Here is a 16123-nt window from a genome sequence, read left to right on the forward strand (position 1 = left end):
CGGGATGCCCGGTCCCTCAGCCCCGTACGGCGTTCTTCAGCGCCCGCGCCCGCCGCACCATCCGGCGCGCGGTGGAGTTGCGGGACAGGAACGCCAACTGCGCCGGGACGCCGCCGGGCAGGCCCAGCGAGGTGAGCCGCTTGCGCTTGAAGTAGCGCTGGGTGCGCGGGCCCGAGTGCCGCGAGAGATAGCGCTCGGCGGCCGGGCGCAGGGACGGGTGGATCTGCGGCTGCATGGTGAAGCCGAGCGCGGTGACCAGGTCGTTCAGCTCGTCGGCCGGGACGGCCTGCTCGCCCTTGCCGGGCGCCAGGTCCGGCAGCACCGCGTCGGCCAGGACGGCGGGGATCCGGTTGCTGTTCTGGTAGGGCGTCAGCCGGTCCAGAAGCGTGTCGGTCCCGAGGCGGGCGACCGGCAGGTCGTAGAACGCGGACGCGGTGAACAGCGCGGTCGAGAAGCATCCGGCCACCAGCGCGGGCCGGGTCTTCTCGAACAGCACCTCGGCCAGGACGGGCAGGTCCAGGACGGTGAGGTCCACACCGAGTTCGCCGGCCGCGTCCTCCAGGACGCGGGTGTGGCGGGCCGGCGCGGTCGGATGCGGCTTGAAGACGACCGTGCGGTGGCCGCGGGCGACCGCGCCCCGCAGCATCCGCACGTGCAGGTCCTCCTCCTCCCGCGGGGAGAGGATGTCCAACGCGGACAGATACTGCCCGAGCAGCAGGGCGGCCCCCTCGGGCAGGGACGGAAGCCGGGGAACGGCGTCGCCGAGCCGGCCGAGCACCTTCCGGAAGGCATCGGCCGGTACGATCCGCGCGGGCACGTCGAACTCGGTGAGCAGCAGCGGGGTCAGACCGGGGACCAGGTCCAGGTGGAGCAGCCGCCGTACGCGCGTGCCGACCAGCGGATCGATCTTGGTGCGCGTGGGTCCGTAGCTCATCAGCCCGTCGGCGTAGACGTCGACGGGCGCCTCGGGGAACGACTGGGCGACGGCCAGGGCCGGGTTGACCTGGAGTGACTCCACCACCAGGGCCACGCGGTCGTCGCCCAGGTCCCACAGCAGCCGCAGATGGCGCTCGAACAGCGGGAAGTCGTCGGGGCGCGGCGACCAGGCTGCGGGGTGGTAGGGGCTGATCGCCTCGTTCCAGGAGAGCACGCCGTCGAAGTGCTCGCGCAGCGGTGCGAAGCCCGGCATCGCGTCGATGGCCGGGGTGACCTCCGGCGTCGCGGCGTTGTTGCACACCAGCAGCAGGCGGCGGTCCGCCTCCGGGAAGCAGTCGGACTCGATCGCGGCGGCCAGGGTGGCGGCGCCGTACAGCGTCGAGGCGCAGAAGATCTGGGTGGTGCGGGGCATCAGGAGGCCGCCTTCGCTGCGGAGACCCGGCGGCGCAGTCGGCGCAGCCTGGAGGAACGGGTCAGGTCCATGGTGTCGAGGACGTCGGTGAGCAGCTCCTGCGGCAGCCGCTTGAGCGCCGCGGCGCTCATGGTCCGCAACTGCCTGGCCACCGACGGCTCGAACTTGTCGATCTCCGACAGATGGTGGGCGATGATCGCGCAGTAGGTGCGCACCGCCTTGGGCAGCAGCCGGTCGGCCTCGGGGTCGGCGGCGGTCTCCTCGATCACCTGGTCGAAGGCGCGGATGAAGTCGAGCCGGCGCACATCGCCGATCTGCGTGAGGGAACCGGTCACGCCGCGCCGGTAGAAGACGCCCAGCAGACCCACCACCGCGAACGACTCCGCCTCCCGGTGCAGCCTCCAGATCCACGGCCGGTCCTCGGCGGTGCGCAGACCGTCGGTGAAGTGCAGCAGCCCCCGGTCGACCAGCCGCCGGTGGTAGACGCCCGCCCAGGCGTAGGGGTAGTCGACGGAGGTGGTGCGGCCGGCGGGCAGGATCGCCCGCCTCGGGTCCATCACCTCGCCCCGCCGGCCGTGCGGGACACGCTGGACCGTGCGCGTCCGCCCGGTGCACCGCACATGGTCGGTGCGGACGAAGTCGCAGCCCAGGTCCTCGATCGCGGCGAGCAGTCGCGGGTAGTAGCCGGGGGCCAGCCAGTCGTCGCCGTCCAGGAAGGTCAGGTACTCGCCGCGCGCCGTGTCGATGCCGGTGTTGCGCGCGGTCGCGAGGCCGCCGTTCTGCTCGTGTCGGACGTACACCGCCCCCGGCAACTCGCGCTCCGCGCGCGCGAGAATGTCCGGCGTCCCGTCGTGCGAGCAGTCGTCCACGAGAATGAATTCGAAGTCCTCGCGGGCGTTCGCGCGCAGGCTCCTCAAGGCGTCGGACGCGTATTGCCGGACGTTGTAGAACGGCACGATGACGGAGAGCTTGACCACGCGGGTGACGTTAGGGCGCGGCCCCTCCCTCCCTCTTTACCTCCACCTTGAGCTTGAGTGAACGACGTGTGGCGGCGCCGTTAACCAGCCGCTGTTCCGGGCCGTCGGCGGCCTGGTTCGCCATTCGGCGATGTGCTGTTAACCGTTTGTTGCGTTCGGGTTGGGCGGTTCCTAGAAATGCCTTCCTACGGTCTTCGGCGTGCCAGCCAGTGCGAAGAAGTCCCGGCGAGTCGCTGTTCTCGCGGATTCCGACACCCGGTGGAAATGGGGTGCGCTCACGGCGAACCGCTTGGTTTCCGCCGGTGTTTCCCCCGACCCGGGTGAAACGGACATCCGCCTCGACGGCTATCTGCTGCGGGGCCGTGCCACCCCCACCGCCCGCCAGCTCGAGGAGGTCGGCGTCCGCGCGGACCGTCTGCGTGAGGTCACCGCCGCCGAGTTCCTGCGCGAGATGGCGCGGGAGCCGTACGACGTCCTCGTGCTCGCCCTCGTCGGTGGCGGGGTCCAGGCCATGCTGCACGGACTGGCGCACGCCTGGCAGGGGCGCATCGAGCGGCCCGTGGTCGTCACCGGCTACGTCGGCGTCGTCTACGAGAAGCTCACCGACGGTCTGCTGCTGCGGCACGGCGCCGACCTCGTCCTCGCCAACTCCCGTCAGGACGCGGACCGTTTCCGGGCCGTGTACGAGGGAGTGGGCGCCGACGCCTCGTCGGTGACCGAGGTGGCGCTGCCGTTCCTCGGCGGCGACGCGCACTCCCCGGACCGGAAGAAGGACGACCCCTACACGGTCGTGTTCGCCGCGCAGCCCTCCGTGCCGCAGAGCCGCCAGGACCGGGCCTACCTGCTGGACCGGCTGATCCAGCACGCCCGCCGGCACCCCGGGCGCGAGGTGCTGCTCAAGCTCCGCTCCAAGCCGGGCGAGCACACCACGCACATCGAGGAACTGCCGTACCAGAAGCTGGCCCAGCGCAAGGAACTGCCCGCCAACCTCCGGCTGGTGTACGGGAACATGGGCGAGGTCCTGGACCGCACCGACCTGCTGGTCACGGTGAGTTCGACGGCCGCCCTGGAGTCCCTGCACCGGCGCGTCCCCACCGTCGTCCTGACCGACCTCGGGGTGCGCGAGGCGCTCGGCAACCACCACTTCGTGGGCTCCGGCTGCCTGGCCTCCTGGGACCAGCTCGACGACGGGCACGAGCCCGAACCCGACCCGCGGTGGGTGGCCCGCCAGGGCGTCGCCACCGGAAGCACGTACGAGGCCGCCTTCGACAGGGCCCGCCACCGCGTCGACGAACTGCTCGGCGCCGGTGAACTCCCGCCGCTGAAGCCCTACTACACCCCCGTCACCGCCCCCGGCTATCTGCCCGGCGTGCTCGCCCGCCACCATCTCGCCCCCGACGGCAGCCTGTTGCCGGGCGCGCCCACCGCCGACCGGTCGCCCGGCCCGGTGCGCCGGATCTTCCGCCATGCGGCCCGCGGCGCCTACCGCCACGGCGTGCAGCGCGTGGCGCCCGTGATCCGGCGGATGGGGGAGCTGTGAGCGACCGCATCCCACCTCAAGGAGTGCAGCCCATGACCGACGTCCACCCGGACGCGGGACCCGGCGCCCCGGCGCGCCGCGTGCTCGCGGTGATACCCGCGCGCGGCGGCTCCAAGGGCGTACCCGCGAAGAACCTCGCCCCCGTCGGCGGTGTCCCGCTGGTCGCCCGTGCCGTGCGCGAGTGCCGAGCGGCCCGGCTGGTGACCGACGTGGTGGTCTCCACCGACGACCAGGCCATCGCGGCCGCCGCCCGCCAGGCCGGCGCCGAGGTGGTGCTGCGGCCCGCCGCCATCGCCGGTGACACCGCAACCTCCGAGGCCGCCGTGCTGCACGCCATGGACGCGCACGAGGCACTGCACGGCGCCCCGGTGGACGTGGTGCTGCTCGTGCAGTGCACCAGCCCGTTCCTGACGAGCGAGGACGTCGACGGGGTCGCGGGCGCGGTCGTCGAGGCCGGCGCCGACACCGCGGTGACGGTGGCGCCCTTCCACGGCTTCGTGTGGCGGGACGCCGACGACGACCCGGAGACCGACGGCACGGCGCCGGAGAGTGCCGCCGAGTCCGCTGCCACCGGGGGCGGTCACGGCGTCAACCACGACAAGTCCTTCCGCCCGCGCCGCCAGGACCGCCCCCAGGACCTGCTGGAGACCGGCGCCGCCTACGCCATGACGGCGCCCGGGTTCCGCGCCCACCGGCACCGCTTCTTCGGCCGCACGGAGCTCGTGCGCACCGACCCGGCGCGGGTCCTGGAGATCGACGACCCGCACGACCTGGCGCGGGCGCGGGCACTGGCCCCGCTGTTCGACGCCGGCCGGCCGGGCGCGCTGCCGACCGCCGCCGACGTGGACGCGGTCGTACTCGACTTCGACGGCACCCAGACCGACGACAGGGTGCTGATCGACTCCGACGGACGGGAGTTCGTCTCCGTGCACCGCGGGGACGGCCTCGGCATCGCGGCGCTGCGCGACAGCGGCCTGACGATGCTGATCCTGTCCACGGAACAGAACCCGGTCGTCGCCGCCCGCGCCCGGAAGCTCAGGCTCCCGGTGCTGCACGGCATCGACCGCAAGGACCTCGCGCTGAAGCAGTGGTGCGAGGAGCAGGGCATCGCGCCCGAGCGCGTGCTCTACGTCGGCAACGACGTCAACGACCTCCCGTGCTTCTCCCTCGTGGGCTGGCCCGTGGCGGTCGCGAGCGCCCACGACGTCGTACGCGGCGCCGCACGCGCGGTCACCACCGTCCCCGGTGGCGACGGCGCGATCCGAGAGATCGCCAGCTGGATCCTCGGCCCCTCTCTCGATTCCCTCACCAAGTAAGGACATCTCCTGCCATGAGCATCAACTCCCGCATCCGCAAGCTCGGTTCGCGCGAGGCCGGCCCCGGCCGCCCGGTCTACGTCACCGGTGAGATCGGCATCAACCACAACGGCGACCTCGAGAACGCCTTCAAGCTGATCGACGCCGCCGCCGAGGCCGGCTGCGACGCCGTCAAGTTCCAGAAGCGCACGCCCGAGATCTGCACTCCGCGGGACCAGTGGGACATCGAGCGCGACACCCCCTGGGGCCGGATGACCTACATCGACTACCGCCACCGCGTGGAGTTCGGTGAGGACGAGTACCGCGCCATCGACGAGTACTGCAAGAGCAAGAACATCGACTGGTTCGCCTCCCCGTGGGACACCGAGGCCGTCGCCTTCCTGGAGAAGTTCGACGTGCCCGCCCACAAGGTGGCCTCCGCCTCCCTGACGGACGACGAGCTGCTGCGCGCCCTGCGCGCGACGGGCCGCACGGTCATCCTCTCCACCGGCATGTCCACGCCCAAGCAGATACGTCACGCGGTGGAGGTGCTGGGCTCGGAGAACATCCTGCTGTGCCACGCCACGTCGACGTACCCGGCGAAGGCCGAGGAGCTGAACCTGCGCGTGATCAACACCCTGGAGAAGGAGTACCCGAACGTCCCGATCGGCTACTCCGGCCACGAGACGGGCCTGCAGACCACGCTGGCCGCGGTCGCCCTCGGCGCCGTCTTCGTCGAGCGACACATCACCCTGGACCGCGCCATGTGGGGCTCCGACCAGGCCGCCTCCGTCGAGCCGCAGGGCCTGCAGCGCCTGGTCCGCGACATCCGCACCATCGAGGCCTCCCTCGGCGACGGCGTCAAGAAGGTCTACGACTCGGAGCAGGGCCCGATGAAGAAGCTGCGCCGCGTCACCGGCGTCGTCGCCGAGGCGGAGATCGCCGCCGCCGCGGGCGAGCCGGTCGCGGTGTGAGCCCCAGCCCCTTACGACGGACGGTCCCGCGCCGATGAGCCCCCGCACCCTCGCCTTCGTCGAGAGCCCGGTACAACTGCTGAACGTGCTGGAGTGGGCTCACGCCCGCGGTCACACGACCGACCGCGCCCCCGATCCGGGCGGGACCGCTTCCGGCGCCCGCCCGGAATCGGGGCTCACCCTCGTCGTGCTGTCGCCGACCGATCCGATGAGCCGCGGCCAGCTGCGGCGGATGGCCCAGCTCGCCCGGGAAGAGGGGCACGAGGTGCGCTGGGAGGAGGCCCGGGGCGGGGCAGGGGCGCCGCTGCAGACCATCGGCGGCCTGGCCGGGCCGCTCCGGCGGGCCGAGCGGGTCGTGATGGGGGACCCGTTCTCGCGGTATGTGCAGCTCCTGCTGACGATCACCCGGGCGCGGGAGCTCGTGGTCGTGGACGACGGCACGGCGACGATGGAGTTCGTCGGCCAGCTCGCCCGCGGGGAGCGGCTGGTGCGCTGGCACCGCAAGGGCGGCCGCCGCGGCCCGCGCGACCTCGTCCTCGGCCCGGTGTCGGCCGTCGCCCGGCGCCGGCTCACCCCTCGCGGTGAGCGCCGGGTGGAGGTGTTCTCCTCCATGCCGATCGACGAGACCCCGCGGGGCGTGACCGTCACGGCGAACCGCTTCGCCTGGACCCGCGCCCGCTTCGGCCCGCCCGCCGTCACCGCGGGCGCCGACCTGGTCGGCACGTCACTGGTGGAGACGGGCGTCGTCGACGCCGACCGGTACGTGGGCGCCGTGCGGGCCCTGGCCAAGGCGCACGGGGCGATCCGCTACTTCGCCCACCGGCGCGAGAGCACCGAGAAGCTGCACCGGCTGGCCGTCGAGACGGGCCTGCAGATCGTCCGCCCCGAACTTCCCCTGGAGCTGATCGCCCGCCGGGGCCCGATCGGCCGTACGATCCTCAGTTTTCCCTCCACCGTCGTCCACACCCTGCCGCTCGCCCTGGCCGGAACGGAGGTGCGCGTCACGGTCTGCGACATCGACCCGAGCTGGCTGACGGCGCACGCCTCCCCGCGGGCCCAGGGCTTCCTGTCCGGGGTGACCGGCACCGCCCGTGACGTGCACCGCCTCGCCCGTACGGCCCAGGCGGGCTGAACGGCCCTCCGGGGCTCTCCCGGGCGGCTCCGAGAGGCATGGAGGGGACGGGAGCCCCACGGACGGCCGTCCGCCAGGTGAACATTACGGGCGTGGTTCCCGTGGGACGTGGTATGCGTGGAGAAAAGAACAAATGGGGCGGGGTGCCAGGGGTGTGACGCGAGCCACTCTCCTCGGGACTCCGTGATCCGCTCGGCCGGCGAAGGCGGGCGAGTTTACCCATCCCAGTCGATACGTATGCGCCGGGCGGCCACTTTTCCTTCCCCTAACGGGTTGAAGTTTTGTTGATCGAGGGTCAGTTGACCACCCCGGCGTCCTACCCTTCAGAGGGTGAAGCAACTGATGTCCCCAGAGTCCGAGGCCGATCTCCCCGCTGATGCCACCGCGGAAGCCGCCCTTCCCGGCACCCTGCCGGAGGCGCTGTTCGCCGAGCTCGTCGCGTTCCGGCGCGACCTGCACATGCACCCCGAGCTCGGCAACCAGGAGTTCCGTACCACCGCCGCGATCAAGGAGCGGCTGGAGGAGGCCGGGCTCACGCCGCGGGTCCTCCCGACCGGGACCGGGCTCGTCTGCGACATCGGGGGCGACCCCGGAGGCGGCGGGCCGGGTGTGCTCGCCCTGCGCGCCGACATCGACGCCCTGCCCATCCCCGACACCAAGAGCGAGAGCCCGTACCGCTCCACCGTGCCCGACCGCGCCCACGCCTGCGGGCACGACGTGCACACCTCCGTCGTCCTCGGCGCCGGACTGGTCCTCGCCGACCTGCACCGGCAGGGGCTGCTGCCGCGGCCCGTGCGGCTGATCTTCCAGCCCGCCGAGGAGGTGCTGCCGGGTGGCGCCGCCGAGGTCATCAAGAGCGGCGCGCTGGACGGAGTGGCCCGGATCGTGGCCGTGCACTGCGACCCCCGGGTCGACGCCGGCCGGATCGGACTGCGCCAGGGCCCCATCACCTCAGCCTGCGACCGGCTGGAGGTGATGCTGGACGGCCCGGGCGGGCACACCGCGCGACCGCATCTGACGACGGACCTCGTCACCGCCGCCGCCCGGGTCGTCACCGACGTGCCCGCGCTCGTCGGCCGGCGGGTCGACACCCGCGCCGGGCTCGCCGTGACCTGGGGGCGGATCGAGTCCGGGCACGCCCCGAACGTGGTCCCGCAGCACGCCGAACTCGCCGGGACCGTCCGCTGCCTCGACATCAACGCCTGGCGGCAGGCGCCCGACATCGTGGTCGCCGCGATCGACGAGGTCGCCAACCTGCACAAGGCCAAGTCCGAGATCAACTACGTGCGCGGGGTGCCGCCGGTCGTCAACGAGCCGGTGGTGACCGAACTGCTGCGCGAGGCCATGGCCGCCCGGCGCGGCACCGCCGCCGTGGAGGACACCGAGCAGAGCCTCGGCGGCGAGGACTTCTCCTGGTACCTGGAGCGGGTGCCCGGCGCGATGGCCCGGCTCGGGGTGCGCACCCCGGGCGAGCGGACCGTGCGCGACCTGCACCAGGGGGACTTCGACGCCGACGAGTCCGCCATCAGGGTGGGCGTGGAGCTGTTCACCGCCGCCGCCCTGCTGCACCCGACGCACTGATCCGGCCGGCGAAGGGGCGCCCGGAAGGTGCCCCTTCCTCCGGCCGTGTCACCCGTCCCCGTCCCGGGACCCACGAATCACCCCCTGTCGGCACGGTTCGGTAACGGCCGGGATCAACCCCGTTTCCCTCCGTCTCTACGCGCGTTACTGTGCGCCGGAATCGCCACCAGCGGCGGCTCATGGGGAAAGCGGGCCGGCGACGGTGCCGTGGGCAAGAAGGGGTGCTTGCTGTGCGTCTGAACTCATCGAGGACCAGGTTCTCCCGAGCCGCGGTGACCGTAGCGGTCATCGCTCTCGCGGCCGCCGGGTGCGGCAAGTCCAGCAACGACTCGTCCGGCGGCGGCGGCTCCGACGCGTCCGGCGCGTACTCCGGCAAGGGCATAGGCCTGGCGTACGACATCGGCGGCAAGGGCGACCAGTCCTTCAACGACGCCGCTTTCTCCGGTTTCCAGAAGGCCGAGAGCGAGTTCAAGATCGGCGGCCGGGACGTCGACCCGAACGACAGCGAGTCCGACGCCGACAAGATCCAGCGCCTCGAACAGCTCGCCAAGGCCGGTTACAACCCGATCATCGGGGTCGGCTTCGTGTACGGCCCGGCGGTCAAGGCGGTCTCCGCCAAGTTCCCGAAGACGACCTTCGGCATCATCGACGACGAGACCGTGAAGGCCGACAACGTCGCCGACATGGTCTTCCACGAGGAGCAGGCCTCCTACCTCGCCGGTGTCGCCGCCGCCAAGGCCACCAAGAAGAACCACATCGGGTTCATCGGCGGTGTGGACATCCCGCTCATCCACAAGTTTGAGGCGGGCTACGTCCAGGGTGCCCAGTCGGTCAACCCGAAGATCAAGATCGAGAAGCAGTACCTGACGCAGACCCCGCAGGAGGGCGGCTTCTCCAGCCCCGACAAGGGTGAGAGCGCCACCAACGGCCAGATCGACGCCGGCGCCGACGTCATCTACCACGCGGCCGGCCTGTCCGGTCAGGGCGTCATCAAGTCCGCCGCCGCGCACAAGGTGTGGGCGATCGGCGTCGACTCCGACCAGTACCAGCAGAGCTCGCTGGCCAAGTACAAGGACTGGATCCTCGGCTCGGCCCTGAAGAACGTCGGCGGCGCGGTCTACGAGCTGACCAAGTCCGTCGTCGACGGCAAGCCGCTGTCCGGCGAGGTGCGCGGCGACCTGAAGTCGGGCGGTGTGGGCTTCGCCGACTCCAACCCGAAGTACCAGGCCATGAAGGACGTCGTCGCCGCCGTCGACAAGGCCAAGCAGGACATCATCGACGGCAAGGTCACCGTCAACACCAAGTGACCGCGCCGTCAGGCCCGAAGCGCTGACGGGAGGGCCCCGGACCGCACCGGTCCGGGGCCCTCCCGCGTCCCGGTCCCCGCACGCGCCGCGCGTGCCCCCCGGGCACGGGCCCACCAGGTCACGGGCCGGTGGGCGTCCCCCGCGCGTGCCCACGCCGGACCAGATTGGAACCGAAGGATCAAAACGGTCGGATAACACTCTGGCAAGGAGGGGTTTTCCGCCATGTCTACGCGCGTTACGCTGCGGCGGAACCAGCGCCTGGTATGGGCGCTTGCACGAAGGAGTCTCGTTCCATGCGCCGGGTGTCCCGTATAGCGGTCGCGAGTGTCGCAACCGCAGCTCTCGCCGTCACTGTTTCCGCATGTGGCAGCAGCTCGTCCAGCTCGTCGTCCGGTGGCGGCGACAAGAACCTCGGTCTTGCCCTCGCCTACGACGTCGGCGGCAAGGGCGACCAGTCCTTCAACGACGCCGCCACGGCCGGCATGGAGAAGGCCGACCAGGAGTTCGGTTACAAGAGCACTGCCAAGGAGCCGCAGGACGGCGAGTCGGACGCGGACAAGGTACAGCGCCTGGAGACCCTCGCCAAGCAGGGCTACAACCCGGTGGTCGGCGTCGGCTTCGCGTACGCGCCGGCCGTCAAGGCCGCCGCCGCCAAGTTCCCGAAGACCACCTTCGGCATCGTCGACGACAGCACGATCACGGCGAGCAACGTGGCCGACCTGGTCTTCCACGAGGAGCAGGCCTCCTACCTGGCCGGTGTCGCCGCCGCCAAGACGACCAAGTCGAACACCGTCGGCTTCATCGGCGGCGTGGACGTCCCGCTGATCCACAAGTTCGAGGCGGGCTTCAAGCAGGGCGTCGCGGACACCAAGAAGGGCGTCACGGTCAAGTCGCAGTACCTGACCCAGACCGCCGAGGAGGGCGGCTTCGCCAGCCCCGACAAGGGTGAGAACGCAGCCAACGGCCAGATCGACGCCGGTGCCGACGTCGTCTACGCCGCCGCGGGCCTGTCCGGACAGGGTGTGATCAAGGCCGCCTCCGAGCACAAGGTCTGGGCCATCGGCGTCGACTCCGACCAGTACCAGCAGGGCGCGCTGGCCAAGTACAAGGACTCGATCCTCACCTCGGCCATGAAGGATGTCTCCGGCGCGGTCTACAACCTGGCCAAGTCCGTCAAGGACGGCAAGCCCCAGACCGGTGAGGTGCGCGCCAGCCTGGCCACCGGCGGTGTGAGCCTTTCCGACTCCAACCCCGTCTTCAAGAACAACGCCGGCCTCCAGAAGGCGATCAAGAAGGCCGAGGAAGCCATCAAGAGCGGCTCGATCACGGTCAAGGACTCCTGACCGAACGGCCGCGGGCCCCTCGTAGGGATGGCCTGAACGACGCTGCGGCGGCAGCGTCACGGCGGCGGAACGGGGTGTGGAAGCGCACAGCGACTCTCACCCCGTTCACGCGGCAGAATGCTCGGAACGGATCGAGGACAAATCAAGGTCGATCAGGTCCGGGCACTATTTAAAGCAGGGGCGCTACGCGCGTAGAGCGGCCCCTTTCCCCAAGGAGAGTCGCCATCGACGCGTCCAGCAGCCCTCCGCTCACCGCCCAGCCGACCATCGCGGTAGAGCTCGCGGGCATCACCAAACGGTTCCCCGGGGTCGTGGCCAACCACGACATCCACCTGACCGTCCGCAAGGGAACCGTGCACGCCCTCGTCGGTGAGAACGGCGCCGGCAAGTCCACCCTGATGAAGATCCTCTACGGCATGCAGAAGCCGGACGAGGGCACCATCGCGATCGACGGCGAGCAGGTGAGCTTCGGCAGCCCCGCCGACGCCATCGCCCGCGGCATCGGCATGGTCCACCAGCACTTCATGCTGGCCGACAACATGACCGTGCTGGAGAACGTCGCCCTCGGCAGCGAGAAGCTGTACGGCATCGGCGGCGGGGCCCGCAGGAAGATCAAGGAGATCTCCGACCGTTACGGCCTCGGCGTCCGCCCCGACGCCCTGGTCGAGAACCTCGGCGTCGCCGACCGCCAGCGCGTGGAGATCCTCAAGGTCCTCTACCGCGGCGCCCGCACCCTCATCCTCGACGAGCCGACCGCCGTGCTCGTCCCGCAGGAGGTCGACGCGCTCTTCGACAACCTGCGCGAGCTCAAGGCCGAGGGCCTGTCGGTCATCTTCATCTCCCACAAGCTGGGCGAGGTCCTGTCCGTCGCGGACGACATCACCGTCATCCGCCGCGGCACCACCGTGGGCACGGCCGTCCCCGCCGAGACCACCTCGCGCCAGCTCGCCGAGATGATGGTCGGCAGCGAACTGCCCACCCCGGAGACCGCCGAGTCCACGGTCACCGACCGCGCGGTCCTCACCGTCGACAAGCTGCGCCTGGAGGTCGAGGGCGGCCGGGCCGTCCTCGACGACATCAGCTTCACCATCCGCGCCGGCGAGGTCCTCGGCCTCGCGGGCGTCGAGGGCAACGGCCAGACCGAGCTGATCGAGGCGCTCATCGGCCTGAAGTCCGCGGACTCCGGCACGATCACCCTCGGGGACGACGACGTCACCTCCTGGCCCACCCGCAGGCGCCGCGAGTCCGGCGTCGGCTACATCCCCGAGGACCGCCACCGGCACGGGCTCCTGCTGGAAGCCCCGCTGTGGGAGAACCGCATCCTCGGCCACGTCACCGAGCGCCCCAACGCCAAGGGCTTCTGGCTCGACCCCAAGGGCGCCCAGGAGGACACCCGCCGGATCGTCGAGGAGTACGACGTCCGCACCCCCGGCATCGACGTCACCGCCGCCTCCCTGTCCGGCGGCAACCAGCAGAAGCTGATCGTCGGCCGTGAGATGAGCCACAGCCCCAAGTTCCTGATCGCCGCCCACCCCACCCGCGGTGTGGACGTCGGCGCGCAGGCCGCGATCTGGGACCACATCCGTGAGGCCCGCCGCGAGGGCCTGGCGGTGCTGCTGATCTCCGCCGACCTGGACGAGCTGATCGGTCTGTCCGACACCCTGCGGGTGATCTACAACGGCCGCCTGGTCGCCGACGCCGACCCCGCCACCATCACCCCCGAGCAGCTGGGCTCGGCCATGACGGGTGCCGCGTCCGGCCATCTGGAAGACACCGAAACCACCGCGGAAGACGCCGGTCCGGAGGACGAGGCCCGATGAAGAAGTTCGACAAGGAGCGCGTGCTCCTCGCGGTGGCCGGCCCGGTCATCGCGCTCGTCGCGGCGATCCTGCTGACCTCGGTCGTGCTGATCGCCTCGGGCAAGAGCCCGATCGAGCCGTACACGCTGATGCTCGAGCAGGCGTCGTACTCCGACGTCCAGGTGCTGATCATCAACCAGGCGTCGATGTACTACCTGGCGGCGCTCGCGGTGGCCGTCGGCTTCCGCATGAACCTGTTCAACATCGGCGTCGACGGCCAGTACCGGCTCGCCGCGATGATGACCGCCGTCGTCGGCGCCCACCTGGCGCTGCCGTCCTTCCTGCAGATACCGACGCTGCTGCTCGTCGGCATGCTCACCGGCGCCCTCTGGGCCGGTGTCGCGGGTCTGCTGAAGGTCAGCCGGGGCGTGAGCGAGGTCGTCGCCACGATCATGCTCAACGCCATCGCCACCAGCCTCATCGGCTACCTCACCCTCAGCGACGTCTTTGGTGTGCAGGTCGGCAACAACATGACGACCGGCACCATGAAGGAGTCCGGCTGGGTCCCGGGCATCGACCTCGGCTCGGACGTCGGCCAGATCTACGGCCTGGTACTCCTCGCCGTCGCCATGGGCGTCGTCTACTGGATCGTCCTCAACCGCACCCGCTTCGGCTTCGACCTGCGCGCCACCGGCGAGTCGGAGAGCGCCGCCGCCGCCTCCGGCGTGGACGCCAAGAAGATGGTGCTCACCGCCATGCTGATCTCCGGCGCGGTCGCGGGCCTGTCCGGCCTGCCGCTGCTGCTCGGCGACGCCCACACCTACAGCCTGAGCTTCCCGACCGGCCTCGGCTTCACCGGCATCACCATCGCCCTGCTCGGCCGCAACAACCCGGTCGGCATCGCCTTCGCCGCCCTCCTGATCGCGTTCCTCGACAAGGCCTCTCCCGCCCTCGACTACGCCACCCCCGTGGCGTACGAGAAGGAGATCGCCACCATCATGCAGGGCCTGATCGTCTTCGCGGTCGTCATCTCCTACGAGGCCGTACGCCAGTGGGGCCTGCGCCGCCAGCAGAAGCAGGTCGGCGCCGAGCTCGCCGCGGCCGCCGCCCAGAACAACGTCCAGAAGAAGGAGGTGGCGGCCTGATGTCCACCGCGACCATCGCCAAGCCGCAGGCCAAACAGCCCGGCAAGGGCAGCCGCCGTGTCTCCCTCCCGGTACTCCTGCTGATCATCGCGGGTGTGCTGGTCCTGACCTCGGTCGTCCGCATCGTCACCGGCGCGCACGGCATCACCTCGACCGGCCAGATGTCCACCGCGCTGCGCCTGGCCGTCCCGATCGGCCTCGCCGGCCTCGGCGGTCTGTGGGCCGAGCGGTCCGGCGTCGTCAACATCGGCCTCGAGGGCATGATGATCCTCGGCACCTGGTTCGGTGCCTGGGCCGGCTACCAGTGGGGTCCGTGGGCCGGTGTCGTCTTCGGCATCATCGGCGGCGCGCTCGGCGCCGTCCTGCACGCCATCGCCACGGTGACCTTCAACGTCAACCACATCGTCTCCGGTGTGGCGATCAACATCCTGGCCCTCGGCACCACCCGCTACCTGTCGAAGTTCACCTTCGAGCACGCCCCCCAGGGCTCCTCGAAGCAGTCCCCGCCGATCGAGTCGCTCGGCACCTTCGACGTACCGGGCCTGTCCGGCTGGCTGGAGACCCTCAACGGCAAGCACTGGTTCCTGGTCTCCGACGTCGCCGGCCTGCTCGGCGGTCTGATCACCGGCCTGTCGCCGCTGACCGTCGTCGCGGTCGCCCTGGTGCCGCTGTCCTGGTGGGTGCTGTGGCGCACCGCCTTCGGGCTGCGCCTGCGCTCCTGCGGCGAGAACCCGGTGGCCGCCGAGTCGCTCGGCGTCAACGTCTACAAGTACAAGTACATCGCCGTGATCATCTCCGGCGGCTTCGCCGGCCTGGGCGGCGCGTTCCTGTCCATCGTGGCGTCGAACGTCTACCTCGACGGCCAGACCGCCGGCCGCGGTTACATCGGTCTCGCCGCGATGATCTTCGGCAACTGGATGCCGGGCGGCCTCGCCCTCGGCGCCGGCCTGTTCGGCTACACCGACAGCCTGAACCTGCGCGGCGGCACGACCAACGTGCACGCGCTGATCCTGCTGCTTGCGATCCTGCTGGTGTTCGGCGCGGCATACCTGGTCTGGAAGAAGAGGCTGGTGCCCGCCCTCGTCACCGCCGTGGTCTCGGCGGGGATGTTCGCCTGGTACCTCGGCACCCACGAGGTGCCCAAGCAGGTCGTGACCGCCACGCCGTACATCGTCACCCTGCTGGTGCTGTCGCTGTCGGCACAGCACCTGCGGATGCCGAAGGCGGACGGTCAGCCGTACCGGAAGGGACAGGGCAAGTGAGCGCCGACACGACGATCGACTGGGCGGGGCTGCGGCAGGAGGCGCGCGCGGCGATGACCCGCGCGTACGTCCCCTACTCGAACTACCCGGTCGGCGCCGCCGCCCTGGCCGACGACGGCCGGGTCGTCACCGGCTGCAACGTCGAGAACGCCTCCTACGGCCTCGGCCTGTGCGCCGAGTGCGGTCTGGTCTCGCAGCTCGCGAACACCGGTGGCGGCCGGCTGACGCACTTCACGTGCGTGGACGGCAAGGGCGAGATCCTCGTCCCGTGCGGGCGCTGCCGCCAGCTGCTGTACGAGTTCGGCGGGCCGGAGCTGATCATGGAGACCCCGGCGGGAATCCTGCCGCTGTCCGAGATGCTGCCGCAGGCCTTCGGGCCGGACCACCTCACCAAGTAAGGCCCGGGCGGCTTTCCCGAAT

13 protein-coding genes are annotated in these 16123 nt (G+C 70.9%); 11 read left to right on the forward strand and 2 right to left on the reverse strand.

Annotation, left to right across the window (positions count from 1 at the left end):
• Positions 1-16: 16 nt before the first annotated feature.
• Positions 17-1348 carry a polysialyltransferase family glycosyltransferase gene (locus ACF09J_RS09145; RefSeq protein WP_392304740.1) on the reverse strand — a complete coding sequence of 444 codons (1332 nt, stop codon included), beginning with the start codon at positions 1346-1348 and terminating at the stop codon, positions 17-19.
• Positions 1348-2325, reverse strand: a complete 978-nt coding sequence (locus tag ACF09J_RS09150; protein ID WP_392304741.1) for a glycosyltransferase family 2 protein — start codon at positions 2323-2325, stop codon at positions 1348-1350. The genes ACF09J_RS09145 and ACF09J_RS09150 overlap by 1 nt, the downstream gene beginning before the upstream one ends.
• 199 nt (positions 2326-2524) lie before the next feature.
• On the opposite strand from ACF09J_RS09150, the gene ACF09J_RS09155 reads away from it, so the two are divergent.
• The 11 genes from ACF09J_RS09155 to ACF09J_RS09205 all read left to right on the forward strand — a co-directional run bounded on the left by ACF09J_RS09155 (position 2525) and on the right by ACF09J_RS09205 (position 16101).
• Complete coding sequence (locus tag ACF09J_RS09155; RefSeq protein WP_392304742.1) at positions 2525-3865, forward strand: DUF6716 putative glycosyltransferase; 1341 nt, start codon at positions 2525-2527, stop codon at positions 3863-3865.
• A gap of 32 nt (positions 3866-3897) precedes the next feature.
• Positions 3898-5181 (forward strand): cytidylyltransferase domain-containing protein, encoded by a 1284-nt coding sequence (locus ACF09J_RS09160; RefSeq protein ID WP_392304743.1) that lies wholly within the window; start codon positions 3898-3900, stop codon positions 5179-5181.
• Between the two features lie 14 nt (positions 5182-5195).
• Positions 5196-6134 (forward strand): N-acetylneuraminate synthase family protein, encoded by a 939-nt coding sequence (locus tag ACF09J_RS09165; RefSeq protein ID WP_392304744.1) that lies wholly within the window; start codon positions 5196-5198, stop codon positions 6132-6134.
• Positions 6135-6168: 34 nt separating this feature from the next.
• The gene (locus tag ACF09J_RS09170; protein WP_392304745.1) at positions 6169-7266 is read left to right on the forward strand and encodes a hypothetical protein; all 1098 of its coding nucleotides are present in this window, start codon (positions 6169-6171) and stop codon (positions 7264-7266) included.
• A gap of 342 nt (positions 7267-7608) precedes the next feature.
• A complete protein-coding gene (locus ACF09J_RS09175) occupies positions 7609-8847 on the forward strand; it encodes an amidohydrolase (protein WP_392305105.1) in 1239 nt (412 codons plus the stop codon).
• 272 nt (positions 8848-9119) lie between these two features.
• The gene (locus ACF09J_RS09180) at positions 9120-10154 is read left to right on the forward strand and encodes a BMP family protein (protein ID WP_392304746.1); all 1035 of its coding nucleotides are present in this window, start codon (positions 9120-9122) and stop codon (positions 10152-10154) included.
• A 293-nt stretch (positions 10155-10447) separates the two neighbouring features.
• Entirely contained in the window at positions 10448-11497 is a 1050-nt protein-coding gene (locus tag ACF09J_RS09185) for a BMP family protein (RefSeq protein ID WP_392304747.1), read from the forward strand.
• 224 nt (positions 11498-11721) lie between these two features.
• Positions 11722-13317 (forward strand): ABC transporter ATP-binding protein, encoded by a 1596-nt coding sequence (locus ACF09J_RS09190; RefSeq protein WP_392305106.1) that lies wholly within the window; start codon positions 11722-11724, stop codon positions 13315-13317.
• Positions 13314-14441, forward strand: a complete 1128-nt coding sequence (locus tag ACF09J_RS09195) for an ABC transporter permease (RefSeq protein ID WP_392304748.1) — start codon at positions 13314-13316, stop codon at positions 14439-14441. The genes ACF09J_RS09190 and ACF09J_RS09195 overlap by 4 nt, the downstream gene beginning before the upstream one ends.
• The gene (locus tag ACF09J_RS09200) at positions 14441-15703 is read left to right on the forward strand and encodes an ABC transporter permease (RefSeq protein ID WP_392304749.1); all 1263 of its coding nucleotides are present in this window, start codon (positions 14441-14443) and stop codon (positions 15701-15703) included. Before ACF09J_RS09195 ends, ACF09J_RS09200 begins: the two co-directional genes overlap by 1 nt.
• A complete protein-coding gene (locus ACF09J_RS09205) occupies positions 15700-16101 on the forward strand; it encodes a cytidine deaminase (RefSeq protein WP_392304750.1) in 402 nt (133 codons plus the stop codon). The genes ACF09J_RS09200 and ACF09J_RS09205 overlap by 4 nt, the downstream gene beginning before the upstream one ends.
• Positions 16102-16123 lie beyond the last annotated feature (22 nt).

Source organism: Streptomyces sp. NPDC014889 (genome assembly GCF_043081205.1).
Classification (GTDB): Bacteria; Actinomycetota; Actinomycetes; order Streptomycetales; family Streptomycetaceae; genus Streptomyces.

Excerpts from the sequence above, each read along its gene's own strand:
- ACF09J_RS09145 (WP_392304740.1), bottom strand. The coding sequence starts at position 1,348 with ATGCCCCGCACCACCCAGATCTTCTGCGCCTCGACGCTGTACGGCGCC.
- ACF09J_RS09160 (WP_392304743.1), top strand. The coding sequence starts at position 3,898 with ATGACCGACGTCCACCCGGACGCGGGACCCGGCGCCCCGGCGCGCCGC.
- ACF09J_RS09165 (WP_392304744.1), top strand. The coding sequence starts at position 5,196 with ATGAGCATCAACTCCCGCATCCGCAAGCTCGGTTCGCGCGAGGCCGGC.
- ACF09J_RS09170 (WP_392304745.1), top strand. The coding sequence starts at position 6,169 with ATGAGCCCCCGCACCCTCGCCTTCGTCGAGAGCCCGGTACAACTGCTG.
- ACF09J_RS09175 (WP_392305105.1), top strand. The coding sequence starts at position 7,609 with ATGTCCCCAGAGTCCGAGGCCGATCTCCCCGCTGATGCCACCGCGGAA.
- ACF09J_RS09185 (WP_392304747.1), top strand. The coding sequence starts at position 10,448 with ATGCGCCGGGTGTCCCGTATAGCGGTCGCGAGTGTCGCAACCGCAGCT.
- ACF09J_RS09195 (WP_392304748.1), top strand. The coding sequence starts at position 13,314 with ATGAAGAAGTTCGACAAGGAGCGCGTGCTCCTCGCGGTGGCCGGCCCG.
- ACF09J_RS09200 (WP_392304749.1), top strand. The coding sequence starts at position 14,441 with ATGTCCACCGCGACCATCGCCAAGCCGCAGGCCAAACAGCCCGGCAAG.